Here is a 15,564-nt window from a genome sequence, read left to right on the forward strand (position 1 = left end):
GCTAGGCGGGGCGGAAGCTGCGCAGGAAATCCAGCAGCACATGGGCGGCGATGTCGGCATCATCCGCCGTCATCGTCTCCAGCGGATTGTGGCTGATGCCACCGTTTCCGCAGCGGGTGAACAGCATGGCCACGTCGGTGATGGCGGCCATCGCCATCGCGTCGTGGCCGGCGCCGGACAGCAGATCGAAACGCGGCAGGCCGGCGCGCTCGATGGCGGCGCCGAACTGCCGCATCAACCGTGGCGCGCACGGCGCGGCCGAGGCGTTGACGATCTGCTGCATGCTCGCTTCCACCTGGCGCCGCGCGCAGATCGCGGCGATGCCGTCCAATACATCCTTCACCGCCGCCAGCCGCACCGCATCGTCGGCGGCGCGGATGTCCAGCGACAGCCTGCATGCGCCTGGGATCACGTTGACCGAACCGCCTGGCACCTGCAACTGGCCGACCGTGCCGACCAGCGATTCGCCCTGCGCGCAGCGCCGTTCGACCAGCAGCACGATTTCCGCCGCCGCCGCTGCCGCGTCCTTGCGCATCGCCATCGGCGTGGTGCCGGCATGGCTGGCCAGGCCGGTCAGCTCGACCAGGTAGCGCGAGCTGCCGGCGATGGCCGTCACCACGCCCAACGCCAGGTCGCGTTCCAGCAGCACCGGGCCTTGTTCGATATGGACTTCCACGAAGCCGAGCAGTTGCGCCGGATCGCGCGCGATGGCGGCAATGCGCGCCACGTCGTGGCCGGCGGCCAGCAGCGCGTCGCGCATGGTGACGCCGTCGGCGTCGGTCTGGTCGAGCAGCGACAGGTCGAAGCGGCCCGTCACCGCGTTACTGCCCAGGAAAGTGCTCTTGAATCGCACGCCTTCCTCCTCGGCGAAACCGACGATCTCGAAATGGAAGGGCAGCTTCTCGCCGCGCTGGTGCAGGTGGCGCACGATGGCGATCGGCAGCAGGATGCCGAGACGGCCGTCGTACTTGCCGCCGTTGCGCACGGTGTCGTAGTGCGAGCCGGTCATCAGCGTTTTCGTGTCAGGTGCGTCCGAGCGGTAGACGCCGACCACGTTGCCGACGGCGTCGATGTGCGCATCCATGCCGGCCGCGCGCATCCACTCCGTCAGCTGCGCGGCGGTCTTGCGGTGCGCCGGCGTCATGTAGGCGCAGGTCAGGTCGAAGTCCGCGTTGACGCTGTTGTCGGTGTCGCTCCAGGCGCCGATGGTCTCGCACCACTGCATGATGGTCGGGCCGAAGTCCAGCGTTACGCCCAGCAGGTCGTTCAGGCGTAGCTCGGCGATGCGATTAATCTGGCGCAGGCACTCGGCGATTTCGTCGGCGCGCTGGTTCTTCAGGCGGCGCGTGAAGGTGGCGATGATGGCGCGGCGCGTCAGTCCCTGTCCGTCCGGGCCTTTGACGGCGAGGATGAAGGGAAAGCCGAATTTGTCGTTGTAGTCCGCGTTCAGCTGGTGCAGCGTGGCGAATTCCTCGGCGCTGCACAGGTGCAGACCGGACCTGGCTTGCTCGCTGGTGGATTCGGCCGTCAGCCGGCCGGAAACGGCTGCTTTGCCCGCCAGTTCAGGGTGGGCGCGGATCAGGCCCAGTTGCTCGTCCAGCGACGCGGCGCCGACCGCTGCCTGCAAGGCCAGCTTGAGCGCGGTGGGGTTGGCGAAAGGCCGCTGGGCCGCCGCCCGTTCCGGTATCCAGGGCGAATGCTCGTAGATGCCGCGCAGGCGGTCGGTGAAGGTGGCGGCGTCGCCGCTGTTTAATTCGGAAAGAGTCGTCATAGCCTAGTGTAATCCCAGGTGAAGGATTTGGGCGCAAAATGACCGAAGAAACAGTGGCCACGCCAGTGGCGTTTCAGGAACCGCATGGCGTCTTCGACGCCAGCACCGACGGTTCCGAGGTCGCCGCGCCTGCCAGGTAGACGTAGTCCGTATAGATCGTCTGACTGTCCGGCATCCCCCTTGTGCCTGGAACATACAGGCCGGTCTTGGGATAATTACCCAGCCAGGTCGTGTACGAATTGAACGCGTTTTCAGCTTGATATTTCAGCTTCCCGTTCATCCATAGCTTGAAGGAGCCGGTGCCCGGCGTTGGCGACCAATCTGCGCGCATGACGAAGCAGTACCACTTGTCCCTGGCCTCAAGCTGGTCAATTTGCGCGAGGCGGATCGACTGGCTTGACGAGGTCAGTTTTTCCAGGTGCGGCGTCACCGACATGGTGTCCGTCAACTCGCTGGCCTGCAATGCGAGCTTCAGGTACTTGCCTTGAATGGCCAGCGCCACCGGCGGCGACAGGATGGCCTCGTTCTGGCTGGTGTGTAGCTGCCCGATTACCATGTCCAGATCGTTGACCTGCCAATCGTGTGGGACAAAGACGCTGATGGCGTACCAGCGAACCCCGGTCTTGATATAGTCCCAGCTTGGCGACAGTTCGCCGCGCGACACGACGGCCTTGCCGTCCGGCGTGACGGTCACCGCGGGGCGGAAGGCCTGCACTTTGAATACCTCATGTCCCGCCTGGGCGGCGCCGGGGAACTCCTTGGACCAGGCGATCTGCGCATCTTGCTTGTTGAGCGTATAGACGTCGTCGATGTAGCGTCTATTTGAAGGATTCGAGTTGTAGCTAATTGCGGCCGGTGCGGAGCGTTGGGCGGGCGGAGACGGGTTGGTGCCAAAGTCGTGAATGATGCCTCCCAGGCCGATGTCGAACTGGGCGTGCGCCGCACCGGTTATGCCGAGAGCCAGCATGGACAGTATGATTCGAGAAGTAGTCATCGTCTGTGTCCTTATTGTGCGGAGATTGGGCAAGGCATGTATTTTTGCAGGAAGCCTGAATAGGCTGTGCTGTTGCCGAGAATGACAGCATCGACTATCGCCTTGCGCGTGATGGTTTGCGCGGTGGCGTTCGTGCTCAGCCCGACCTGCGGCGTCAACACCGCGCCCTTGTAGCTGTTATGGGTCCGGACTGCGTCATAGGCGGCGCTTGCCTGGCCGTTCACCCAGACATGGGTTTCTCCTTCGCGCACGTTGCCGCTCCAGGCAGCCTTGATCACCACGCAGTGCCACTGGCCCGCGACCGCCGGCGAGAGCGCGAAGCTGCGCGTCTGCGTGTTGGCCGCGGTTGGCGGCTCGCCGCTCGCCGGATCGCGATGGTTGGCGCTCAATACGATCTTCAAATCATGATCATCGATGACCAGTGCCAGCGGCGGCGGCAGATTCGCGTTGTTCGATGCGATGCGCGCGACCGTCACTGGCCCGGAGTCATACGTCCAGTCGGCGGGCAGGTAAATACTGAAGCCGTACCATCGTATCGGCTCGGCGGCGTAGGGATCGGACAACGGCGCAATCATTGCCTGCTGCGGCGTGGCACCGGAGCTCAGCCCCACTTGAACGAAGCCCTTGGAGGGTACGCTGATGGGGTTCGGCTTGAACTCTTTGATGCCGGTGGCTGTGGCCAGGAACTGGTAGCTAGCCGGGAAGGTGCTGTTGGTCAGGCCCTGGAAGCTGCTCAGTTGGGCGGGAAGGGCTTCGGTTGCCTGTGCCGCGCCCTGCACGAGGTATAGAGCCCCGAGCAGGAGAGCGTATCGGGATATCGGCATATTGTTTTCCTCTTGGGGTGAAAGGATGGCAATATTATCATTTTCTTATGTTTGTCGACGTGACTCGCTTTGCCTGGTGTGCGCGGCGCCGGTAGCGGCCTGGATACCCGGTATCCAGGCCGGCTTATATGGCGGGGCTTACTTCCCCAGCGCCTTGGCCGCCGTGGCGACCTGCTCGCGCAGCCACTTGTGCTCCGGCGCCTGGTGCACGCGTTCGTGCCACAGCTGGTAGAAGCGCATCGGCGGGAACTTGACCGGCACCGTGAAGGTCTTCAGCGGCATGTTGCGCTCGTAGTAGCGCACGAACTGGCGGCCGGTGGTCAGCACCAGGTCCGTCTGCGTCAGCATGTACGGGATCAGGCCGAAGTAGGCCGATTCCACCGCGACGTTGCGTTGCAGGCCCTGGCGCTCCAGGAAGTCGTCGATGACGCCGTGGTAGCCGGGCAGGATCTGCGTCGGCGCCACGTGGGGCAGGGACAGGTAGTCGTTGATGGTCATGTCGTCGCTGCCGGTGCGCAGCGCATACGGGCAGTCGGAGCGCATCACGGCGATGATCGGGTCCTCGAACAGCTTGGACATGTGCAGGTGCTCGGGCGGCTCGTCCCAGTTGGCGATGACCAGGTCCATGTCGCCGTCCGACAGCAGGCGCACGTAGTCCACGCCGGGGCCCAGGCCGTGGATCTTCACGCGGCTGTTGGGCGATCCGCGCCGCAGCAGCGCCACCAGGTTGGGCAGGAACTGACTGTCCAGGTAGTCCGGCGCGGCGATGTGGAAGGTGCGCGCTTCTTCCTGCGGCACGAAGGGCGACTTTTTCAGGAACAGGTTCTCGGTCTCGTCGAGGATGCGCTTGGCCGGGATCAGCAGGCTTTCGCCGTGCTGGGTCGGCACCATGCCGCGCGCGCCGCGCACCAGCAAGGGGTCGCCGGTCAGCTCGCGCAGCTTGCGCAGCGAGGCGGAGATCGAGGGCTGCGGCTGATTCAATTTGAGGGCGACGCGTGAGACGTTCTTCTCAACCAGCAGCAGGTAGAGGATGCGGATCAGGTGCAGATCCAGGTGTTGCGGCAGGGCGGCCATGGGAGTATTTCTGTTATACGGAATCGGATATGTTTAATATACTCCAATGTTCATGTGGTCGGCGTCAATTCCGTTTATCTTCTGTAAATTAGCCACACTCTTTACCCGGAAAGTTCCCATGGATTTATACGCCTATCTGATCCCGTACGGCCTTGAGTGGCTAAACCTGATCGTGCGCTGGCTGCACGTCATCACCGGCATCGCCTGGATCGGCGCTTCGTTCTATTTCGTCTGGCTGGATAATTCGATCCGCCCGCCGGCTCCCGGTTCGGAGCTGGCGAAGAAGGGAGTATCGGGCGAGCTGTGGGCGGTGCACGGCGGCGGTTTCTACAACCCGCAAAAATACCTGGTGGCGCCGGCCGAGCTGCCGAAGGACCTGCACTGGTTCAAATGGGAGGCTTATTCCACCTGGCTGTCCGGCATCGCGCTGCTGACCATCGCCTACTACTTCAACGCCCAGGCGATGATGATCGATAAGTCGGTGGCCGATATCGGCAGCTGGCAGGCGATCGGCATCGGCGTCGGCACGCTGGTGGTCGGCTGGACCGTGTACGACCTGCTGTGCCGCTCCCCGTTGGGCCAGCGCGACCTGTGGTTCGGCGTGGTGGTGTTCGCGCTGATCGTCGGCGCCGCGTATGGTCTCACGCATGTGCTGAGCGGCCGCGCCGCCTACATCCACGTCGGCGCGCTGATCGGCACCATCATGGTCGGCAATGTGCTGATGCTGATTATTCCCGGCCAGCGCAAGATGGTGGAGGCCATGTCGGCCGGCCGCCTGCCCGATCCGATCCACGGCCAGAAGGCCAAGCAGCGCAGCGTCCACAATAACTACTTCACGCTGCCGGTGCTGTTCATCATGATCAGCAACCACTACGCGATGACCTACCGGAACGACCATGCGTGGCTGGTGCTGGCCTTCATCATGGCGGCCGGCGTCTTCATCCGCCACTTCTTTAACCTGCGCCACAAGGGCCGCGTGGAGTGGCGCTATCCGGCCGCCGGCGTGGCGCTGCTGGTCGGCGTGGCGGTGGCGATCGCACCGCCGCGTCCCATGGCGGTGGCTGCGGCGGCCGACCCTGCGGCGCAATTTTCCAAGGTGAAGACCATCGTCGACCAGCGCTGCGTGGCTTGCCACTCGGCCCATCCGTCGCAGGCCGGCTTTGCGACGGCGCCGGCCGGCGTGATGCTCGACAGCGCCGAGCAGGTGCGCCAGAACGCGGAAAAAATCTACAAGCAATCGGTCCAGCTGAAAGCCATGCCGCTTGCGAATCTGACCAATATGACCGATGCCGAACGGGCGCAGATCGCGACCTGGTTCGAGTCCGGCGCAAAATGAGAGAACAGCGGAGAGAACTGCGATGACGACGAACAAAGAACAACTGGCACTATGGATCGACGCGCACTTCGATGAGGAAGTCGGCGTATTGCAGCAGCTGCTGCGCGTGCCGACCGATACCCCGCCCGGCAACAACGCGCCGCATGCGGACATGGTGGCCGACCTGGTCAAGGCCTACGGCTGGACCGCCGAGAAGCACGCCGTGCCGGCGCAGGTGGTGCAGGACTACGGCATGGAGACCATCACCAACCTGATCGTGCGCCGCCCGTATCAAGCCGGCGGCCCGACCGTGGCGCTCAACGCCCACGGCGACGTGGTGCCGCCGGGCGACAACTGGACCTATCCTCCGTACGGCGGCGTGGTGGAAAACGGCTACATCTACGGCCGCGCCGCAGCGGTCTCCAAGTGCGACTTCGCCACCTACATCTTCGCCACCCGCGCGCTGGAGGCGCTGGGCGTACCGCTCAAAGGCGGGCTGGAACTGCATTTCACCTATGACGAGGAATTCGGCGGCCTGCTGGGACCCGGCTGGCTGCTGGAGCAAAAGCTGACCAAGCCGGACTTCGTCATCGCTGCGGGCTTCAGCTACAACATCGTCACCGCGCACAACGCCTGCCTGCAACTGGAGATCACGGTACACGGCAAGTCCGGCCACGGCGCGATGCCGGAAACCGGCCACGATGCGCTGCAGGCGGCAACCCGCATCCTGAACGCGATCTACGACCAGCTGCCGGAACTGAAGAAGGTCAAATCGAAGATCCCCGGCATCGACTCGCCGACCATGCTGGTGGGCCGCATCGACGGCGGCACCAATACCAACGTAGTGCCGGGCAAGGTCGTGCTGAAGATGGACCGCCGCATGATCCCCGAAGAAGATCCGGCGGTGGTGGAAGCGCAGGTGCGCGCGCTGATCGAGAAGGCGGTGGAAGGCCAGCCCGGTATCCGCGTCGAAATCAAACGCCTGCTGCTGTCGCACGCGCTGCGCGAGCAGCCGGGCACCGGGAAGCTGGTGGCCAGCCTGCAGCAGAACGCGCAAACCTTCATCGGCGAGACGATCCCCGCGCAAGGCACGCCGTTGTATGCGGACGCCCGCCTGTACGGCGAGCAGGGCATCCCGGCGGTGCTGTACGGCGCCGGCCCGCGCTCGGTGCCCGAGTCCAACGCCAAGAAGGCCGATGAGCGCCTGTTGCTGGAAGACCTGCGCAAGGCGACCAAGGTGGTAGCATGCACGCTATTGGATTTCCTTGGAGAGTAAGATGTTTGAGAAGAAGATGATGGCCGGCTGGGGCGATATGGACTTCAACAGCCATATGCGCAATACGGCGTTCCTGGACAAGGCGGGCGATGTGCGCATGCTGTTCCTGTCGGAGAACGGCTTCCCGATGAGCGAATTCATGCGCCTGAAAATCGGCCCGGTGGTGATGAAAGACGAAATCGCCTACTTCAAGGAAGTCATGCTGCTGGAGGAGATCACCGTCACGCTGGGCGTGGCCGGCCTGTCCGAAGACGGCAGCCGCTGGTCGCTCAGCACCGACATCATCCGCGCCGACGGCAAGCTGGCCGCGCGCGTGACCAGCACCGGCGGCTGGCTCGATCTGGCGGCGCGCAAGCTGATTGCGCCGCCGGCCAATCTGCTGGCCACCTGGCAGTCGCTGGGCAAGACGGCGGAGTTCCAGGAACTTAACACCAGCATCAAGTAAGGCCATCGGGCGGCCGCGATTCTGGCGGATTATCGTATCGATTGTCGTATCATATGGCCATTATTGAACAAACGGCCAGCCAGTGCATCGATATGATCTGATCAGCTGTCACGATTGCGGCGTACTGCACAAGCGGCGCCCGGTGCTGCCGCGCGAAAAGGCGCGCTGCGTGCGTTGCCGTTCCATCCTCTATCGCGGCATCCACTCGGACGTCAACCGCATGGCGGCCATCACCCTGTGCGCCATCTTCACCTTCCTGATCGCCCAGTTTTGTCCCATCGTAGAACTGGAAGTGGGCGGCTACTCGTCCAGCGCCACCTTGTTTGGCGCGATACGCGTGCTATGGACGGAGCAGATGCAGCTGGTGGCGGCGATCGTGTTCCTGTTCACGGCGCTGTTGCCGGCGGTGGAACTGGGCGCGCTGCTGTATGTGACGCTGGCGCTTCATTATGGCGTGCGGCCGCGCGGTTTCGACCATCTGCTGCGCGCGGTGGGCGCGGCGCGGCGCTGGGGCATGACGGAGGTGCTGATGATCGGCATCCTGATCACCATCGTCAAGATGACCAGCCTGGCGCATGTGGTGGTGCAACCGGGCCTGTTCGCCTTTGGCGCGCTGACGCTGATGCTGGCGATCGTCACCTCTTTCGATCCGCAGATGCTGTGGAATATCGGCGAGCACTTGCCGGGACCGCGCCGTCCGGCGCAGGCCGAGTTCCGCTACACGCCGCACACCCGCCTGGCCGCCTGCCACAGCTGCGGCCTGGTGGCGCAGGACCAGCCGGCCGCGCACCAGCATTGCGCGCGCTGCGGCGCCGTGCTGCACCGGCGCCGGCCCGATAGCGTGGGCCGCACCTGGGCCTTCCTGCTGGCTGCCACCATCCTCTACATCCCCGCCAACCTGCTGCCGGTGATGTACACGCACTCCTTGTTCGGCAAGGAGGACGACACCATCATCAGCGGCGTGGTCTACTTCTGGACCAGCGGCTCGCCGGCGCTGGCGGCGATCATTTTCATCGCCAGCATCGTGGTGCCGGTGCTGAAGCTGGCGGCGTTGTCGCTGCTCGCGCTGACGGCGCAGCGGCGTTCGCGCTGGCGTCCCTTGCAGCGCACGATGCTGTACCGGATCGTGGAGTTTGTCGGCCGCTGGTCGATGCTCGATATCTTCGTGATTACCCTGACGGTGGCGCTGGTGCGCTTCCAGTCGCTGGCCGTGATCACCGCCGGTCCCGGCGCGCTGGCGTTTTGCGCGGTGGTGGTGCTGACGATGCTGGCGTCGATGCAGTTCGACCCGCGCCTGATCTGGGATCCAATCGATTCAAATGGAGAGAACCATGCCTGAAAACGAGAGCGGTGCGCCGCCGCTGCCCGAGCCGAGAGTGGAGAAGGCCAATCGCTGGCTGCCTTCGCTGGTATGGCTGATCCCCCTGCTGGCCGCCTTGATCGGCCTGGCGCTGGTGACCAAGTCGGTGATGGACCAGGGCCCGACGGTGACGGTGAGTTTCCGCAGCGCGGATGGACTGGAGCCGGGCAAGACCAAGGTCAAATACAAGGACGTGGATATCGGCCTGGTGCGCACGATCACGCTGTCGCGCGATTTGTCCAAGGTGCTGGTGCAGATCGACATGAGCAAGGAAGCCAAGCGCTTCACCGCCGCCGATACCCGGTTCTGGGTGGTGCGACCGCGCGTGGGCGCGAGCGGCGTTTCCGGTCTGAGCACCTTGCTGTCGGGCGCCTACATCGGCGTTGATGCCGGCAAGTCGGAGGAGGTCAAGGAGGAATTCGTGGGCCTGGAAAAGCCGCCGCAGGTGGCCGGCGACGACAAGGGCAGCAAATTCTCTTTGCATGGCGAGAGCCTCGGTTCCGTCGATGTCGGCTCGCCGATCTTCTACCACCGTATCCAGGTGGGGCAGGTGGTCGGCTTCGACCTGGACGAAAAGGGGCGCGGCGTGAAAATGACGGTGTTCGTCAACGCGCCGTACGACCAGTACGTCGGCAAGAACACGCGCTGGTGGCATGCCAGCGGCGTCGATGTGCGGCTCGATTCGAATGGTTTCAAGGTCAACACGCAGTCGCTGGCGGCCCTGCTGGTGGGCGGTATCGCGTTCGAGAGCATGAGCGGCCAGAAGCCGGAACAGCAGGCGGCGCCCGGCACCGACTTCCCGCTGGCCTCCGACCAGGCCAACGCCATGCGCGAACCGGATGGCGTGCCGATCACCACGGTGCTGTACTTCGACCAGTCGCTGCGCGGCCTGTCGCCGGGCGCGCCGGTGGACTTCCGCGGCATCGTGCTGGGCGAGGTGCGCTCGGTCGGCGTGGAGTTCGATCCGGTGAAGAAGAGCTTCCGCATGCCGGTGACGGTGGACATGTACCCGGCGCGCCTGGGCCGCAGCTTCCAGCAGTCGGTTTCCGGCGACCAGGATCGCAACGCCGGTCCGGTGGTGTTGGAGCGCATGGTGACGCGCGGCCTGCGCGGCCAGCTACGTACCGGGAACCTGTTGACCGGCCAGCTGTATGTGGCGTTGGACTTCTTCCCGAACGCGCCCAAGGTGAAGCTGGATGTGGCGCAGTATCCGCTGGAGGTGCCGACGGTGCCGAACAGCCTGGACGAGTTGCAGACGCAGATCGCCAGCATCGCGCGCAAGTTGGATCAGGTGCCGTTCGGCGAGATCGGCAACAACCTGCGCGACACGCTGAAGAGCGCCAATGTGCTGCTCAAGCAGATCGATGCGCAGGTGGTGCCGGAGATGAAGGATACGCTGGGCGCGGCGCGCAAGACCTTCGGCGAAGCCAACCTGCTGCTGCAGAAGGACTCGCCGGTGCAGTCCGACCTGCGCGAGGCCTTGCAGCAGCTGACGCAAACGCTGCAATCGCTGAACGCGTTGTCGGATTATCTGGAACGTCATCCCGAGTCGCTGTTGCGCGGGAAGGCGAACAAGCAGGACACCAAGGGAGAACCTAAATGAAGCGCTATTCAACCGCGCTGGCCATGACGGCCGCGATGCTGCTGGCCGGCTGCGCCGCTGCGCCGCCCGAGCACTTCTACAGCCTGAGTAACGGCATGGGCGTGCCGGCGCCTGCCGCCAGGCCGGCGGGCTACTACATCGAACTGCCTGCGGTGACGGTGCCGCAGCAGGTGGCGCGCTATCAGCTGGTGGTCAGCACCGAAGCGGGGCGCATCGATCTGCTGGAGCATGAGCGCTGGTCGGCGATGCCGGCGTCTGAGCTTGGCCAGGCGCTGTCGCTGGCGATCACCGGCGAACTGGGAACGGTGGACGTGTTTCGCACGCCGACGGCGGACGGCGCGCCGGTCTACCGCATCAGCACCAACGTGCAGCGCTTTGAATCCGCGCCCGGGCAGTATGCGCTGATCGATGCGGTGTGGAGCGTGCGCCTGGTCGGCAGCGCCAAGGTGCTGACCTGCCGCAGCGTCGCCAACGAGGTGGTCGGCGGCGGCTATGACGCGCTGGTGGCCGGCCACCGCCGCGCCGTCACGCGCATCGCCGCCGATATCTCCAAAGCCATCCGCATGCTGGCCTCCGGCGCCAGCGCCGGCTGCTAGTTCGCCGCCTGCATGGCCTGCTTGATTTGTTCGCGCAGCCAGATGCTGGCTGGATCGGTGTCGATGTTGGCGTGCCAGTACAGGTAGATGTCCAGCGACGGCATGGTCAAGGGGAAGGGCAGGATCTGGTTGCCGAACTGCTGGTTCACCACGCGCGCCAGGCGTTCCGGCATCGTCAGCGCGAGGTCGGTCTGGCTGACCACCCGGCAGGCGGCGAAGTAGTGCTGGCAGCGCAGCCGCACGCGCCGCTGCAATCCCATCCGGCTCAATTCAAAATCCTCCAGCCCCGGCCCGCGCCGGCGTGAGCTGGTCTGGATGTGCTCCAGTTTCAAATACCCGTCCAGATCCAGCGCGCCGCTTACCAGCGGATGATCGCGCCGCACCAGCACCACCGTCTGGTCGGTCGCCAGCAGCGTGCGGCGGATGTCGTTCGACAGCGGCAGCAGGATGTCGATGGCGGCGTCCAGCGTGCCGGCCGCCAGTTCGCTCTCCAGCTCGCGCCGTCCCACCTGCAAGGTGTTCAGGCCTACCGTCGGCGCGTCGCCGGCCACGCGCGCCATCAGCGGCGGCAGCACGCTCGCCTCCAGCACATCGCGCAGCGCCAGCGAGAAGGTGCGTTCGCTGGTGGTGGCGTCGAAGCGCTCGGCGCCGTTCAGCGTCACTTCAAAGCCGCGCAGCGATTGCCGCACCGGGTCTATGATGGAACGGGCCAGTGGCGTCGGCACCATCACGTGGCCCTGGCGTTCGAACAGCGGATCGTCGAACAGCTGGCGCAGCCGGTTCAGCGCGTGGCTGATGGCGGGCTGGGTCAGGTTCATCTTCAGGCTGGCGCGGGTGATGCTGCCTTCCGCGTAGATCGCCTCGAAGACGATGAACAGGTTGAGATCGACCTTGGATATATGCATGAAATTTATTCGGCCCAATTAAAACTATTCATTTGATGAATTATAGGCCGGACGTTAAGCTGGTGCCTGTTTTGATCGGGAGCTGGAAGAAAATGGGACAAATTTATCTGGTGCGCCACGGGCAGGCTTCGTTCGGCAGCGCCAACTACGACCAGCTGTCGACGCTGGGCTACGAGCAGGCGCGCTTGCTGGGGCAGTGGTATGCCAACAGCCGTCAGTCCTTCCAGCGCGTGGTGGTGGGCGGCCTGGCGCGTCACCGCCAGACCGCCGACACCTGCCTGGCCGAGCTGCCGAAAGCGCAGCTGGCCGACACCGAATGGATCACCGATCCCGGCTTCGCCGAATTCGACCATCTCGAAGTGCTGCGGCGCCACTGTCCGCAGGTGGACGACGCCGCCGCCTTCCAGCAGATGCTGGCGCAGCACGAAGAGCCGCAGCGCGCGCTGGAGCATCTGTTCCGCGCCGCCATGCAGCGCTGGATGAGCGGCTGGCACGACGACGAATACAGCGAGACCTGGCCGGAATTTCGCCGCCGCTGCGTGGGCGCGCTGGAGCGGCTCGACACCGACAGCAGCAAGCAGGCCACCATCGTGTTCACTTCCGGCGGCGTGATCGCCACGCTGATGCAGCACCTGCTTGGCTTGCAGGACTACCAGGTGATGGAGCTCAGCTGGACATTGGCCAATTGCGCCGTCACCAAGCTGCTGCAGCGCCCCGGCCAGTTCACGCTCAGTTACCTGAACAACTACTCGCACCTGGAATGGCTGGGGCAACCCGGCGCCGTCACCTACCGATAAAGAATGACAAAGGACAGCATCATGGACTTCGACTACAGCCCGAAAGTACAGCAACTCCAGGCCCGGCTGACGGCCTTCATGGACGAGCATATCTATCCGAACGAGGCGCGCTTCCACGCCGAGATCGACGCCAACCGCACCGCCGGCGACGCCTGGGTGCCGACAGTGGTGATGGAAGAGCTCAAGCTCAAGGCGCGCGCGGCGGGGCTGTGGAACCTGTTCCTGCCCGATTCCAAGCACGGCGCCGGCCTGACCAACCTGGAATACGCGCCGCTGTGCGAGATCATGGGCCGCGCCGTGTGGGCGCCGGAAGTGTTCAACTGCTCGGCCCCGGACACCGGCAACATGGAGGTGCTGACCCGCTACGGCACCGAGGCGCAGCAGCGCGAGTGGCTCGCTCCGCTGCTCGATGGCCGCATCCGTTCCTGCTTCGGCATGACCGAGCCGGACGTGGCCTCGTCCGACGCCACCAACATCGCCAGCTCCATCGTGCGTTCCGGCGACGAGTATGTGATCAATGGCCGCAAGTGGTGGTCCTCCGGCGGCAACGACCCGCGCTGCAAGGTCTTCATCTTCATGGGCAAGAGCGATCCCGATAACCCCAACCGCCATGTGCAGCAGTCGATGATACTGGTGCCGCGCGATACGCCGGGCGTCAACGTGCTGCGCCACCTGCCGGTGTTCGGCTTCGACGACGCGCCGCACGGCCACGCCGAGATCGTGTTCGACAACGTGCGCGTGCCGGCCTCCAACCTGCTGCTGGGCGAGGGGCGCGGTTTCGAGATCGCCCAGGGCCGCCTCGGGCCCGGCCGGATCCACCACTGCATGCGCTTGATCGGCCTGGCCGAGCGCGCGCTGCAGCAGATGTGCCGGCGCAGCTTGAGCCGCGTCGCTTTCGGCAAGCCGGTGGCGGAGCAGGGCGTGACGCTGGAGCGCATCGCCGAGTCGCGCATCATGATCGACCAGGCGCGCCTGCTGGTGCTCAACGCCGCCCACATGATGGACACGGTCGGCAACAAGGTCGCGGCCAAGGAGATCGCCATGATCAAGGTGGCGGCGCCGGCGATGGCCTGCAAGGTGATCGACTGGGCGATCCAGGTGCAGGGCGGCGGCGGCATGGCCGATCCTTTCCTCGCATCGGCCTACGCCGGCGCGCGTTCGCTGCGGCTGGCCGATGGTCCTGACGAAGTGCACCGCAGCCAGATCGGCAAGATGGAGCTGGCGCGCTACAAGGCGCCACGCAGCCACTGAGGCGGGTGTTAGAATCGCCGCATGGATGACGCCCCGGACCACAACATAGACTCGAATGCGGTACCGCCGGCGGCCGCGCCGCGCCGCACCCGCCGCAAGAACGGCGGCACCACGCTGCGCGACGTCGCCAAGCTGGCGGGCGTGGCGCCGATCACCGCCTCGCGCGCGCTGAACACGCCGAACGCGGTGTCCGACGCCATCCTGCTGCGGGTGCGCGAAGCGGTGGAGCAGACCGGCTACGTGCCCAATATGCTGGCCGGCGGCCTGGCCTCGCGCAAGAGCCGGCTGGTGGCGGCGGTGATCCCCACCATTTCCGGCAACGTGTTCCTGGAGATGGTGCAGTCGCTGACGGCGTCGCTGGCGGCGTCCGGCTACCAGTTGATGCTGGGCCAGTCGGGCTACGAGGATTCGCGCGAGGATGAACTGCTGGAGGCCATCATCGGCCGCCGTCCAGACGGCGTGATACTGACCGGTATCATGCGCTCGCCGCAGGGCCGCCAGCGCTTGCTCACCAGCGGCATCCCGGTGGTGGAAACCTGGGACCTGACGCCCGACCCGATCGACATGCTGATCGGCTTTTCCCACGAAAAGGTGGGGGAGTCGGTGGCGCGCTACCTGCACGCGCGCGGCAAACGCCGGGTCGCCACGCTGAGCGCCAACGACCAGCGCGCGATGCGCCGCATGAAATCCTTCTCGGACACCGCCATCGCCCTCGGCATGGCCGCGCCGGGCGAGGGCGCCGTGCCGGGCTGGGTGGTGCCGGCGCCGACCAACGTCGGCATGGGCCGCACCGGCCTGCGCGAGCTGCTGGCGCGCCATCCCGACATCGACGCGCTGTTCTGCAGCTCGGACATGGTGGCGCTGGGCGTGCTGACCGAAGCCCAGGCCCAGGGCATCGCGGTGCCGGATCAGCTGGCCGTGGTCGGATTGGGCGATCTCAGCTTTTCGCGCGATCTGCAGCCGGCGCTGACCACCGTGCGCATCGACGGCGCCCGGATCGGCAGCACCGCCGCCCGCTTCATCATCGAACGCTCGCAGGAACGCGAAGTGAGCGACAGCATCCTCGACATCGGCTTCTCCATCATCGAGCGCGACAGCGCCTGATATCCGTTACAAATCGCTTCATCCCCCTTTCTGAAACTTATTGACATCTCCTATCCACCGGATTAACCTAAGTCATCGTACAACTGGTACCGGTACCATCAGCCGGGCGCCAGGGGCATTTCATAGGGCAAGACCCTGTTTAAGCTGATGAAATGGTGCGGCGCGGGAGTCCGGTGGTGTGGCTTGGGTTGTTGTTAAACGCCTACACATCGTACAACTGAGTGGAGTCAAGCAGAGCAGTTTTTATCT

14 protein-coding genes are annotated in these 15,564 nt (G+C 65.0%); 9 read left to right on the forward strand and 5 right to left on the reverse strand.

The annotated features are described in order from the left end of the window. Position 1 precedes the first annotated feature (1 nt). The 4 genes from AC1RMD_RS12345 to AC1RMD_RS12360 all read right to left on the reverse strand — a co-directional run bounded on the left by AC1RMD_RS12345 (position 2) and on the right by AC1RMD_RS12360 (position 4,663). Positions 2–1,771 (reverse strand): allantoate amidohydrolase, encoded by a 1,770-nt coding sequence (locus AC1RMD_RS12345; RefSeq protein WP_492926912.1) that lies wholly within the window; start codon positions 1,769–1,771, stop codon positions 2–4. Between the two features lie 73 nt (positions 1,772–1,844). Then, on the reverse strand, positions 1,845–2,765 hold the full coding sequence (locus AC1RMD_RS12350; RefSeq protein WP_492926913.1) for a heparin lyase I family protein: 921 nt from the start codon (positions 2,763–2,765) through the stop codon (positions 1,845–1,847). Positions 2,766–2,776: 11 nt separating this feature from the next. Next, positions 2,777–3,589: a heparin lyase I family protein gene (locus AC1RMD_RS12355; RefSeq protein ID WP_492926914.1), complete on the reverse strand. Its 813-nt coding sequence runs from the start codon at positions 3,587–3,589 to the stop codon at positions 2,777–2,779. Between the two features lie 138 nt (positions 3,590–3,727). After that, positions 3,728–4,663 (reverse strand): LysR substrate-binding domain-containing protein, encoded by a 936-nt coding sequence (locus AC1RMD_RS12360; RefSeq protein WP_217942973.1) that lies wholly within the window; start codon positions 4,661–4,663, stop codon positions 3,728–3,730. Between the two features lie 118 nt (positions 4,664–4,781). Here AC1RMD_RS12360 and AC1RMD_RS12365 point away from each other — a divergent pair, with 118 nt between their 5' ends. The 6 genes from AC1RMD_RS12365 (at position 4,782) to AC1RMD_RS12390 (ending at position 11,258) form a co-directional block, all read left to right on the forward strand. Then, positions 4,782–5,999, forward strand: coding sequence for a urate hydroxylase PuuD (locus tag AC1RMD_RS12365; protein ID WP_492926915.1), 1,218 nt, complete (start codon positions 4,782–4,784; stop codon positions 5,997–5,999). Between the two features lie 22 nt (positions 6,000–6,021). Further along, a complete protein-coding gene (locus AC1RMD_RS12370) occupies positions 6,022–7,254 on the forward strand; it encodes a M20/M25/M40 family metallo-hydrolase (protein WP_492926916.1) in 1,233 nt (410 codons plus the stop codon). Between the two features lies 1 nt (position 7,255). Next, positions 7,256–7,699 carry a thioesterase family protein gene (locus tag AC1RMD_RS12375; protein WP_492926917.1) on the forward strand — a complete coding sequence of 148 codons (444 nt, stop codon included), beginning with the start codon at positions 7,256–7,258 and terminating at the stop codon, positions 7,697–7,699. An 82-nt stretch (positions 7,700–7,781) separates the two neighbouring features. Then, positions 7,782–9,038 carry a paraquat-inducible protein A gene (locus AC1RMD_RS12380; protein WP_492926918.1) on the forward strand — a complete coding sequence of 419 codons (1,257 nt, stop codon included), beginning with the start codon at positions 7,782–7,784 and terminating at the stop codon, positions 9,036–9,038. Next, positions 9,031–10,662, forward strand: coding sequence for a PqiB family protein (locus tag AC1RMD_RS12385; protein ID WP_492926919.1), 1,632 nt, complete (start codon positions 9,031–9,033; stop codon positions 10,660–10,662). Before AC1RMD_RS12380 ends, AC1RMD_RS12385 begins: the two co-directional genes overlap by 8 nt. Continuing rightward, positions 10,659–11,258 (forward strand): PqiC family protein, encoded by a 600-nt coding sequence (locus AC1RMD_RS12390; RefSeq protein WP_492926920.1) that lies wholly within the window; start codon positions 10,659–10,661, stop codon positions 11,256–11,258. The genes AC1RMD_RS12385 and AC1RMD_RS12390 overlap by 4 nt, the downstream gene beginning before the upstream one ends. Here the strand turns inward: AC1RMD_RS12390 and AC1RMD_RS12395 are convergent. After that, on the reverse strand, positions 11,255–12,163 hold the full coding sequence (locus AC1RMD_RS12395) for a LysR family transcriptional regulator (protein WP_492926921.1): 909 nt from the start codon (positions 12,161–12,163) through the stop codon (positions 11,255–11,257). The genes AC1RMD_RS12390 and AC1RMD_RS12395 overlap by 4 nt on opposite strands. 92 nt (positions 12,164–12,255) lie before the next feature. On the opposite strand from AC1RMD_RS12395, the gene AC1RMD_RS12400 reads away from it, so the two are divergent. From AC1RMD_RS12400 to AC1RMD_RS12410, 3 genes are read left to right on the forward strand one after another with little or no spacing between them, the layout of a single operon-like run. Beyond that, positions 12,256–12,960 (forward strand): histidine phosphatase family protein, encoded by a 705-nt coding sequence (locus AC1RMD_RS12400; RefSeq protein WP_492926922.1) that lies wholly within the window; start codon positions 12,256–12,258, stop codon positions 12,958–12,960. A gap of 21 nt (positions 12,961–12,981) precedes the next feature. Beyond that, on the forward strand, positions 12,982–14,211 hold the full coding sequence (locus AC1RMD_RS12405; RefSeq protein WP_492926966.1) for an acyl-CoA dehydrogenase family protein: 1,230 nt from the start codon (positions 12,982–12,984) through the stop codon (positions 14,209–14,211). Between the two features lie 21 nt (positions 14,212–14,232). Then, positions 14,233–15,315, forward strand: a complete 1,083-nt coding sequence (locus tag AC1RMD_RS12410; protein WP_492926923.1) for a LacI family DNA-binding transcriptional regulator — start codon at positions 14,233–14,235, stop codon at positions 15,313–15,315. The last annotated feature ends 249 nt before the right edge of the window (positions 15,316–15,564 follow it).

This window comes from Duganella sp. GW822-FHT06D06 (assembly GCF_058799615.1).

Excerpts from the sequence above, each read along its gene's own strand:
- AC1RMD_RS12355 (WP_492926914.1), bottom strand. The coding sequence starts at position 3,589 with ATGCCGATATCCCGATACGCTCTCCTGCTCGGGGCTCTATACCTCGTG.
- AC1RMD_RS12375 (WP_492926917.1), top strand. The coding sequence starts at position 7,256 with ATGTTTGAGAAGAAGATGATGGCCGGCTGGGGCGATATGGACTTCAAC.
- AC1RMD_RS12400 (WP_492926922.1), top strand. The coding sequence starts at position 12,256 with ATGGGACAAATTTATCTGGTGCGCCACGGGCAGGCTTCGTTCGGCAGC.
- AC1RMD_RS12345 (WP_492926912.1), bottom strand. The coding sequence starts at position 1,771 with ATGACGACTCTTTCCGAATTAAACAGCGGCGACGCCGCCACCTTCACC.
- AC1RMD_RS12395 (WP_492926921.1), bottom strand. The coding sequence starts at position 12,163 with ATGCATATATCCAAGGTCGATCTCAACCTGTTCATCGTCTTCGAGGCG.
- AC1RMD_RS12370 (WP_492926916.1), top strand. The coding sequence starts at position 6,022 with ATGACGACGAACAAAGAACAACTGGCACTATGGATCGACGCGCACTTC.
- AC1RMD_RS12365 (WP_492926915.1), top strand. The coding sequence starts at position 4,782 with ATGGATTTATACGCCTATCTGATCCCGTACGGCCTTGAGTGGCTAAAC.
- AC1RMD_RS12385 (WP_492926919.1), top strand. The coding sequence starts at position 9,031 with ATGCCTGAAAACGAGAGCGGTGCGCCGCCGCTGCCCGAGCCGAGAGTG.
- AC1RMD_RS12360 (WP_217942973.1), bottom strand. The coding sequence starts at position 4,663 with ATGGCCGCCCTGCCGCAACACCTGGATCTGCACCTGATCCGCATCCTC.
- AC1RMD_RS12410 (WP_492926923.1), top strand. The coding sequence starts at position 14,233 with ATGGATGACGCCCCGGACCACAACATAGACTCGAATGCGGTACCGCCG.
- AC1RMD_RS12350 (WP_492926913.1), bottom strand. The coding sequence starts at position 2,765 with ATGACTACTTCTCGAATCATACTGTCCATGCTGGCTCTCGGCATAACC.
- AC1RMD_RS12405 (WP_492926966.1), top strand. The coding sequence starts at position 12,982 with ATGGACTTCGACTACAGCCCGAAAGTACAGCAACTCCAGGCCCGGCTG.
- AC1RMD_RS12390 (WP_492926920.1), top strand. The coding sequence starts at position 10,659 with ATGAAGCGCTATTCAACCGCGCTGGCCATGACGGCCGCGATGCTGCTG.